The sequence below is a fragment of the Methylosinus sp. DMC45 genome (assembly GCF_056313885.1).
This window is the reverse complement of the sequence record NZ_JBQUZK010000029.1, coordinates 1-8,916: the sequence shown is the minus strand read 5'-3', so window position 1 is coordinate 8,916 and position 8,916 is coordinate 1. Positions and strand designations below refer to the sequence as shown.

Genomic DNA, 8,916 nt, shown 5'->3' with positions numbered 1-8,916 from the left:
TCCCTACCGCGATCTCTTCAAGCTGGCTGGTTCTCGTCATGGAAATGCGAGAGACGCTGGCGCGCAATCTGAGGAAATATCGACGGGCGCAACGCCTGTCGCAGGAGGAGCTCGGCCATCGAGCCGAGCTCGACCGCACCTATATCAGCTCGATCGAACGCTGCGTCTATTCGGCGACGGTCGACGTCGTCGGCCGCCTCGCCGACGCTCTCGGAATTCCGGTGCTCGAGCTTCTGAGGCCCGCGAGCGAAACTGCGGAGGCGAAATCGTCATCTGCGCCATCGGCTGCAAGCGCGAGCACGAAGGCGCCGCCCAAGAAAGCCGCGAAGCCAGCTCGTAAAAGCGAAGCGCCGGCGCAAAGGCGGGCTATTCGAAAGAAGCCGGGTCCATAGCCGAGCGACCATGGACCCGAGCAACGAGGATCACATCGGCGAGACAATCGCTTCCGGCGACGCCAGCCGGGCGATATCTGCGAGCGCCGAGCGCAGTTCCGGCCAGGGAAATTCCGCATCTGTCGGGCTCGGCTCGCCGAGCTGAATGAGGATGGCGAGCTTGGCCGCGACGCCCGGCAGGCTGGCGGCTTTCGTCTTCGGGACCGAAGCCGTGAAATCGCGCTCCTTGTCGAGAGCGGCTCGGAGTTCGGCGTCGACGGCGTCGAAGCCGAACGCCGCCGCCGCCTCGTCCCATCGCTTTTGCTGCTCGTCGAACGCCGCGAGCAGCGTTTCTCTCTCGATCGCCGGCTCGCTCGCGACCAACTCCTCGATCTCGTCGATCGATTGAGCGATTTTTGGCTCCGCCTCGCCGGAAATGCGGATCGCGACCTCGGGGATGCCAACCGAGTGAATGAGCTTCTTCTCGATGCGCTGCCACTGGCGCGTCAGCGCGACGACCTGAGTGTGGTTGGCTTGCCAGTTCCGCCAGAGCTGCAGCGCGGGGTCGGATGGCGCCCCTCCCGTCGTCTTCCCGGACGGCAGGGTTCCGGTTCCTCGCAGAATGGCGCGCCAGCTAACGGCGGGCGGAGTCATGCTATCTTCAGAATCAGCCATGATCCAAGCTCCTCTAAAGCATGGGTTGTGGTCAGGCCGGGCGGGATGTTCTCAGCATCTCGTTCGGCCGCTGCTCATGAAATTGCAGCCGAGAGAAGGTATGCCGGCTAGAACATTTTAGCAACGCATATTGGAAACGCAGGCGTTCATAACGTTGCGCCGCAGAGCGGTCGGGTTGCTCGGGACGGCGCATCGATTGAGGAAGACTCGGGTCCGTTCGCCGAAAAACCCATAGCTTGCAAAGCGATAGCCGTTCGATTGGCGGCCTTGAAAAGGCCATTTAATTTCAATGAAGTAGGGAGCGTTAGAGCGGTCGGCGGCGTCCCTGTCGCATCCGATTCTGGAAATCAGCTTGTGAACCGGGCTTTTCAGGTGAATTCGGAGCTTCGAGATCTGAAATGGGCTCTTGTCGCCTCGCGGCATCGAAGCCTTCGGCAAGCGGCGGAGACGCTGGACACGCGTCAATCCACCCTCAGCCGTCGATTGCATGATCTCGAATGTGAGCTCGGCGTGGACTTGTTCGAGCGCACGACCGGCGGAACGAAGCTCACCCCGGTCGGCCGCGAATTTCTGGATGCGGCGCGGCCCATCGTCGACGAAGCGGACCGCCTCTTCCTCACATTCAAAACGCGCCGCAATGGCGGAAGCAGGCCATTGCGAATAGGGATTTGCTCGTCGCTTTCGGCCGGCAATCTGCGGGAGACGCTCGCGGAGTTGTGCCGCCAGACCGCGGATGCGGATATTCTCCTGGTCGACGGCGCCAAGGTGGGATTGCTCGGCGAGGTCGCCGCCGGCGCGATCGACGTCGCCATATTGACCTCCGGCGGCGGGAGGTGGAACGACCGCGTTTTGCCGCTCTGGGGCGAACGGGTCGTCGTGGCCGTTCCGGAACATCACCCGCTCAATACTCGGCCGGCGATCAAATGGCGGGAGCTTTGCGACAATCGGATATTGCTGACGCGGAGCGCGTCGATTCCGAGCTCGAGCAATTGCTGAGCGTGAAGGCCGGCGGCTCGGGTAATTTGCGTATCAGCTATCAGGATGTCAGCCTCGACAGGCTGCTGAGCCTCGTCGGCGCCGGCTATGGCGTCGCGCCGCTGCTCGAAGGCGCCGTTGGTTTCGTCTGCCCCGGAGTGGCCCATCGCGAGCTGCATGGCGACTGTGGGCAAATGCGGCTTCAGTTCGCGGCATATTGGAAAGAGACAAACAGCAATCCGATGCTGCAACCGTTTCTCGATCTGTTGCGCGCCCGCTATCCCGACCTTTCGGTTTCCGCGACATCGGGTTGAGGTTTCGGACGCGTCCGAGTCTTCGTGAAGGCTCTATCGGTCGCAATGAAGCGCTGAAGCATCGGGACGATCAGCTTGAGCGGATCGGCGATCGTCTGCCCATTGGCTCTGCCGAGCGCGTCCGCATAGGCCGTGAGATCGCGATGCAGAGAGGCGGGAATCTCGACGGTGATTTTTACGGGCTTGTCGTCGGCGAGCGGACCGAGCTTCAATTTCGTCACGGCGCCATTCCTTCCTTGTATGGAGCCAATAGAAGATCTCGTGTCACGAGCACACGGACGGGGAAGCCCGGCCGGATGGTGAGAGTGGGCTGGACATTGAGCTGGCGTTGAACGAGCAGCTGCCCGGTCTGGCTCGCGCTGTTGGAGCCGCCGCGGCGGATGGCCTGGATGAGGCTGCTCTCGCTGCCTGTGGTTCCCGCTTCGGCGCCGACGCTGAGGAGCGTCGAGAGCGCGGCTCCTTTGAGAAGCATGTCCCAATGATTGTCGACCTCGTCCTCGAGGCCGGCATAGCCCGCCGCATCGGCGCCGGGCTGCCGCTCCAGCACGATCGAGGTTCCATTGGGCATGATGAGCCGTGTCCAGGCGAGGAGCACGCGCTTTTGGCCGTAGGCGACGGAGCTGTCGTATTGGCCGATCAGCTTCGCGCCCTGAGGGATGAGCAGAAATTTCCCCGTCGGACTGTCGTAGACGGCTTCGGTCACTTGCGCGGTGATCTGCCCCGGCAGATCGGAGCGGAGGCCGGTGATGAGCGCGGCCGGGATGACCGTTCCGGCTTGGACGACGTAAGGCGACGCAGGCTTGGCGAGCCGATCCGGACTGACGGTTCGACGGTCCGTAGCTGCGGTCAGAAAAGCCGCTTTGCGATCCTGCATGTTCTGCGCAGAGCCGGCATCTTCGGAGGGCGTCGCGATTGTACCAGCGTCGGCCGCGGAGATCGCGGTCGGAGCGATCGGAGTGCTCGGCCTCTCGCGCTCACTCGTCTGAGCGAAGAGCCGGCTCACGCGCGCGGCCTCACCTTCCTGGGCGCGACGTTGCGCTTCGGGATCGGACGCCGAGGCGCCGACGATCGTCGTATTGGCGGCTGCGCCAGCATTCAGAATGGGTCGGCCGAGGTCGCCCGGCAGAGGCGGCCCGAGCGGCGGCGCCGGTCGCGGCATTCCGGTATAGTCCTTGGGCAGGCTCGCGAGGCCGTCGGCGGCAGGACGGTTCTGCGTGTTGTAGAGTTCCTGGGCCGCGCCGCTTCTGTCGCGCGGCTGCAGCGCGTAGCCGAGCGCGCCGGCGATCGCGAGGGCGGCGACGCTCGCCATGCCGATCAGCACCTTGCGCGACAGCCGCGTTACGCGCGGGCGTTCGCCTCGCAGGCGTAGGTCCGGCGTGATCGGCGGTGATGAGCTGAACTTGTCGTCCTTCGACTCCGGCGTCATGATCGCGGCCTTCCGTCGGTGCGGACGATGCGCACGCGCCGTTCGCTATCCGCATCGCCGAGGCGGAGCTCGGCGGCCGCGAAGAGACGGTCGACGATGTAGTAATTGCGGCTGACGCGATAATTGACGAGCTCCGAGCCGCCGGCCGGACCGATGACGAAGAGCGGCGGCGTCTCGCCCTGGCGAATGCCGATCGGGAATTCGATATAGACCTTCGACCCATCGTCGAAGGCGCGCAGCGGCCGCCAGGCGGGATTGTCGCCCTGGATCGCATAGCGGAAATTCAGCGCGGAGACGTCGACGCCTGTCGCGATCGGCGCGGCGGATTCGGCGACCGAGTTCTGACGGCGCAAGGCGATGAGCTGGTCTTCTGGATATTGCCAGGAGACCGAGGCCATATAGGTCTTCTCGGTCGATCGCAGCTCGAGCAGATAGGTGCGCCGATCGGTGTTGACGACGAGATTGGTGACGAGATCTGGCCGCGTCGGTTTGACGAGAATGTGGATCTTTTTGCTCGCGCCTGCGCCGCTCTCCGTGTCGCCGATGATCCAACGGACGGTGTCGCCCGCGGCAACAGGGCCAGAGCCGACGAGTTGTTCGCCTTCCTGCAAGGCGACGTCGGTGATTTGCCCGGGCGCGGCATAGACCTGATAGAGCGCGCCGCCCGAGAAGGGATAGACCTGCACGGCGTTGATGAAGCCGTCGCGCACCGGCTGCACGCGGGCGGCGGCGTTGGCCTGATTGACGCGCAGGGCGGGATCGGTGGGTTCGGGCGGAGCCTTGCCGGCGTGCAGCGGCTTCAATTGGCCCGGCAAGGGAAGCGGCTTGGCGAGCGTGACGATTTTGACCGGCGCCGGCGGATCGGCGGAGAGCCGCGCCGGCGCGGCGTCGTCATAATCGATGTCCGGCGGAATGAATTTCGTGCATCCGGCGAGCGACGCGGCAGAGAAGAGCAGAGCAGCAAAGCCGGCTTTACGGAAAGACGCGCTTCCTCCTTTCCGGAACTGCATGTTCACGGCAATGTGCGAAGCCGGATCGCCGGCATTCAAAAAATTCGGCCGGGTCATTGTCCGAGCTCCTTGGACCAGTTGATGGCGTTGACGTAGACGCCGAGCGGATTCTTGCGGAGGCGATCGGCGTCGGTCGGCGGTTGGATGACGACGGTGAGGATCGCCGTCCAACGCGTCGTGTCGGCGAGCGCGCCGTCCTGATAGCGGCGCTCGATCCAGGCGACGCGGAACGAGTCGGTCGAGGCGCGAATGACGCTGGAGACGTCGACAGCGATCTGCTGCTTGCCGAGCTTGGCGAAGGGATCATTGGCGCGCGCATAGTCGTTGAGCGCCGCGGCGCCCGCCGTCGTCGTGAAGTCGTAGGCCTGCAACCAACTCTGCCGGACCACGACAGGATCGGCGGGCGCGGCGCGCACATCCTTGATGAAGCGGGCGAGATACCAGGCGATCTGCGGGTCGGACGGCGTGTAATCGGCCGTCGCCGGCGCAATCGCGCGCGCCTCGCCGAGCCGGTCGATTTCCACGACCCAGGGGACGACGGTACCGTGCGTCGATTGCCAGACGAGGCCGGCCGTTAGGCCGCAGGACAAGAGCAGCGAGCCGAAAGCCATCAGCCGCCAGTTCTTCGCCTGGACGCGCGCGGAGCCGATGCGCTCGTCCCAGGCTTGCGCGGCTCGCTGATAGGGCGTCTCCGGTTCAGGCGTGCGCCCATAGCGCACCGAGGCACGTCGGAACATGGTCTATTCCTGTTGTGAGAGATCGACGGAATGGCCGCCGCCGTGGCTGTCGCCTGACCGAATGACATGCGCGGCGGTCGTCGCGCCGTGGCTCGCGAGCTGATTGCGCTTCATGCGCCGCGCCCAGGCCGGCGGCGCATTGCCTGGCGGCGCGCTGGTTGTGCCGTCGCTGCCTACGCCTGTCGTCGACGAGCCGCCCGTCGCCGTGAAGGCGGCGCGGGCGCCGGCGGAATAGTTCTCGGCCAAGGAATTCGTCGCGCGAGCGGCCGCGCGCCGGAAGGGAGCTGCTGCGACGGCGCCCGCCGCTTTGCCGATGCCGGCGAGTCCGGCGGCGACAGCCGAAGGCCCGGATTCGCCGGCCGACCCGAGCGCATAGGCCGACGCCGCTCCTCCGGCGAGCCTCGCCCCGCCGCGCGCGGTGGCGGCGGCTCCCGAGGCGGCGGCCGTCGCTCCCCTCCCGGCGAGGCCGAGCGCGGCGCCTCCGAGCATTCCGGCGCCCGCGACGGCGACGCCGGTTCCGACCGCCGCGCCGGCGCCGAGCTGCGGCGCGCCGGAGATGAGGCCGGTCGCAATGCCGGGACCGAATATGCCGAGGCCGAGCATGGCGAGCGCCGCGAGCACGACGGAGAGCGTCTGCTCGATCGTCGGCTGTTCGCCGCCATAGCTCGTCGTGAATTGCGAGAAGAGTCCGGAGCCGATTCCGACGATGACGGCGAGCGTCATCACTTTCACGCCCGAGGCGACGATATTGCCGAGAACTTTTTCGGCGAGAAAGGCGGTTTTGTTGAAGAGCGCGAAGGGAATGAGCACGAAGCCGGCGAGCGTCGTCAGCTTGAACTCGATCAGCGTGACGAAGAGCTGCACGGAAAGAATAAAGAAGGCGATGATGATCAGCAGCCATGAGATCATCAGCACGGCGATCTGGACGAAGTTGGCGAAGAAGGATGCAAAGCCCATCATCTGGCTTGCCGCGTCGAGCAGCGGCTGGCCGGCGTCGAGGCCGACCTGGGCGAGACGGCCGGGCCGCAGGAAATCGGCGGTTGACACCGAAGAACCGCCGGCCTTGAGGCCGACGCCGGCGAAGCTATTGAAGACGATTCCCGAGAGCTTGTTGAAATTGGTGATCAGGAAAGCGAAGAAGCCGATATAGAGCGTCTTCCTGACGAGCCTCTGGATCACGTCCTCGTCGGCGCCCCAGGCCCAGAACAGGCCGGCGAGCGTGATGTCGATCGCGATCAGCGTGGAGGAAAGATAGGCGACGTCGCCCTTCAGCAGCCCGAAGCCGGAATCGATATAGGTGGTGAATGTGTTGAGGAAGGTATCGATGACGCCGACATTGTTCATGGCGCGGCGCCTTTCGATGCGGAGGGGGATGCAGAGGAACTGGCCGGCGCGGCCGTGGGAGGCGTCGGCCGCGCCGGCCTGCCGAAGAAGCGGAGGCGGCTCTCCGTCCAGACCGCCTCACAGCGCTGGTCTTCGGCATCCTGGAGCGCGAGCGCGCCGCAGCGGCGCAGCTCGGCGGAAAGATCGTCGGGACGGATGGCGAAGGCCGCGCCGGCGTCACGGATAATCGGCGCAGGCGCATCGCGGTTGATCGCGGAGAGCGTGGCGACCAATGTGGCGATCAGAATGAGGATCGCGCCAACGCGCCATATGTCCGCTGGTCCCATGGTCTCGTCTCAATCGCCGTGGAACATGGTGACATTGCCCGGCTGATAGCCGGAGCGCGTCGAAAAGCGCCGATATTGCTCCTGTCCCTGCGCCTCGGTCGCCGAGATGCGCGATTGTTCGAGCGCATCGGCGCGGCTCTTCGCCGCGACCACGGCGACGAGATCGGACAGCTGTTGCGATTGCAGCGCGAGCAACTGATTGCCGGCCTGCGCCGCCTGCAGCGCGCCGGTCGCCGTCTGGCTGGCGGAGATCAGCGACGACATGGCGGAGCCGTTGCTCGAGACGTTGCCGACGACGCCGGCCTGCACCTTCAACGAATCCTCGAAGGCGGCGACGGAATTGCGCCAGCGCGTCTGCGCCGTGGCGATCAGTCCCGAGCTGGAGGCGCTGGTCGATGCCGAACCATAGGTCGTCGCAAAGGCGGATTCGATCTGCTGGACATCGAAGGCGATGCGCTGCGCCTGGCCCAGCAGCGACTGCGTCTTTTGGATGGTGGTCTGGAGCTGGCTCAGCGTCGAGAGCGGCAGGCTCGCGAGATTGCGCGCCTGATTGGTCAGCATCTGCGCCTCATTGGCGAGGCTCTGGATCTGATTGTTGATCTGCTGCAGCTCGCGCGCCGCGGTGAGCACGTTCTGCGAGAAATTGCTCGGATCATAGACGACGAGCTGTGCGGGCACTGGTCTCGCGACAAGAGAGAGCGAGAAAGCCACGGCGGAGAACAGGCCCACGCGGCGAAAAGAGCGAGCGGCCATCAGGAAAACTCCAGATTGGTGAGGTCGGGGATGAGGTCGGCCGCCCATTCGAGACCGCGCTCGATCAGCCAAGCGCGCAGGAATCCATCCGGACCCTGCTCGGCGAGGATGCGCTCGATCGCGGCGTGATCGGCCTTGGAGGAAGCGGCGCAAAAAGCGAGGCCGATCGGTCCGAGCCCCAATTCGAAGAGGCGATTGCCGCGCCGCGATTGGCAGTAATAGTCGCGCTTGGGCGTCGCGCGGGCGATGATTTCGACCTGGCGATCGTTGAGGCCGAAGCGGCGATAGATCGCGGTGATCTGCGGCTCGATCGCGCGCTCATTCGGGAGGAAGATGCGAGTCGGACAGCTCTCGACGATCGCCGGCGCGATCGGGCTATTGTCGATGTCGGAGAGCGACTGCGTGGCGAAGACGACGGAGGCGTTCTTCTTCCGCAGGGTCTTCAGCCATTCGCGCAGCTGACGCGCGAAGGCAGGATCGTCGAGGACGAGCCAGCCCTCGTCGATGACGAGCAAGGTCGGCCGTCCGTCGAGCCGCTGCTCGAGTCGATGAAAGAGATAGGTGAGGGCGGCTGCGGCGGCGCCTGCGCCGATGAGACCCTCCGTTTCGAAAGCCTGGAAGTTCGAATATCCGAGGCGCTCCTCCTCGGCGTCGAGCAGCCGGCCGAAGGGGCCGCCGACGCAATAGGGCTGAAGCGCCTGCTTCAGGGCCGTCGATTGGAGGAGGACCGCGAGACCGGTGAGCGTGCGTTCACCGGGCGGCGACGAAGCGAGCGAGGTGAGCGCCGACCAGACATGCTCTTTGGCTGTCGGATCGATGACGGCGCCTTCCTTGGCGAGAATGGCGGCTGCCCATTCGGCTGACCAGGCGCGCTCCGCCGCATCATCGATCCGGGCGAGCGGCTGCAACGACACGCTGTCCTCGGAACCAGCCGACAGGCCGCCGCCGAGATCGTGCCAATCGCCGCCGCAGGCGAGCGCCGCCG

At 65.4% G+C, this 8,916-nt stretch carries 12 protein-coding genes; 3 read left to right on the top strand and 9 right to left on the bottom strand.

Annotated features, from left to right (window positions below; genetic code table 11):
* The coding region (locus ACT53T_RS06785; RefSeq protein WP_476160637.1) for a helix-turn-helix domain-containing protein at positions 1–392 on the top strand (392 nt) is incomplete at its 5' end.
* A 30-nt stretch (positions 393–422) separates the two neighbouring features.
* On the opposite strand, the gene ACT53T_RS06780 is transcribed toward ACT53T_RS06785, so the two are convergent.
* Positions 423–1,046 carry a hypothetical protein gene (locus ACT53T_RS06780; protein ID WP_476160636.1) on the bottom strand — a complete coding sequence of 208 codons (624 nt, stop codon included), beginning with the start codon at positions 1,044–1,046 and terminating at the stop codon, positions 423–425.
* A gap of 354 nt (positions 1,047–1,400) precedes the next feature.
* Here ACT53T_RS06780 and ACT53T_RS06775 point away from each other — a divergent pair, with 354 nt between their 5' ends.
* Positions 1,401–2,042 carry a LysR family transcriptional regulator gene (locus tag ACT53T_RS06775; RefSeq protein ID WP_476160635.1) on the top strand — a complete coding sequence of 214 codons (642 nt, stop codon included), beginning with the start codon at positions 1,401–1,403 and terminating at the stop codon, positions 2,040–2,042.
* Positions 1,970–2,335 (top strand): type 2 periplasmic-binding domain-containing protein, encoded by a 366-nt coding sequence (locus ACT53T_RS06770; protein WP_476160638.1) that lies wholly within the window; start codon positions 1,970–1,972, stop codon positions 2,333–2,335. Before ACT53T_RS06775 ends, ACT53T_RS06770 begins: the two co-directional genes overlap by 73 nt.
* Here the strand turns inward: ACT53T_RS06770 and ACT53T_RS06765 are convergent.
* The 8 genes from ACT53T_RS06765 to ACT53T_RS06730 all read right to left on the bottom strand — a co-directional run.
* Positions 2,299–2,556: a DUF2274 domain-containing protein gene (locus ACT53T_RS06765; RefSeq protein WP_476160634.1), complete on the bottom strand. Its 258-nt coding sequence runs from the start codon at positions 2,554–2,556 to the stop codon at positions 2,299–2,301. The genes ACT53T_RS06770 and ACT53T_RS06765 overlap by 37 nt on opposite strands.
* Complete coding sequence (locus tag ACT53T_RS06760) at positions 2,553–3,761, bottom strand: TraB/TrbI/VirB10 family type IV secretion system protein (RefSeq protein WP_476160633.1); 1,209 nt, start codon at positions 3,759–3,761, stop codon at positions 2,553–2,555. Before ACT53T_RS06760 ends, ACT53T_RS06765 begins: the two co-directional genes overlap by 4 nt.
* Complete coding sequence (gene trbG, locus ACT53T_RS06755) at positions 3,758–4,828, bottom strand: P-type conjugative transfer protein TrbG (RefSeq protein WP_476160632.1); 1,071 nt, start codon at positions 4,826–4,828, stop codon at positions 3,758–3,760. The genes ACT53T_RS06760 and trbG overlap by 4 nt, the downstream gene beginning before the upstream one ends.
* Complete coding sequence (trbF, locus tag ACT53T_RS06750) at positions 4,825–5,508, bottom strand: conjugal transfer protein TrbF (protein WP_476160631.1); 684 nt, start codon at positions 5,506–5,508, stop codon at positions 4,825–4,827. Before trbF ends, trbG begins: the two co-directional genes overlap by 4 nt.
* 3 nt (positions 5,509–5,511) lie before the next feature.
* Entirely contained in the window at positions 5,512–6,852 is a 1,341-nt protein-coding gene (gene trbL / locus ACT53T_RS06745) for a P-type conjugative transfer protein TrbL (RefSeq protein ID WP_476160630.1), read from the bottom strand.
* Complete coding sequence (trbK-alt, locus tag ACT53T_RS06740; protein WP_476160629.1) at positions 6,849–7,178, bottom strand: putative entry exclusion protein TrbK-alt; 330 nt, start codon at positions 7,176–7,178, stop codon at positions 6,849–6,851. Before trbK-alt ends, trbL begins: the two co-directional genes overlap by 4 nt.
* Positions 7,179–7,187: 9 nt before the next feature.
* Entirely contained in the window at positions 7,188–7,931 is a 744-nt protein-coding gene (gene trbJ, locus ACT53T_RS06735; protein ID WP_476160628.1) for a P-type conjugative transfer protein TrbJ, read from the bottom strand.
* Positions 7,931–8,916: TraG/VirB4 family ATPase (locus ACT53T_RS06730; RefSeq protein WP_476160627.1), on the bottom strand; the 986-nt coding region annotated here is incomplete at its 5' end. The genes ACT53T_RS06730 and trbJ, both read right to left, overlap by 1 nt.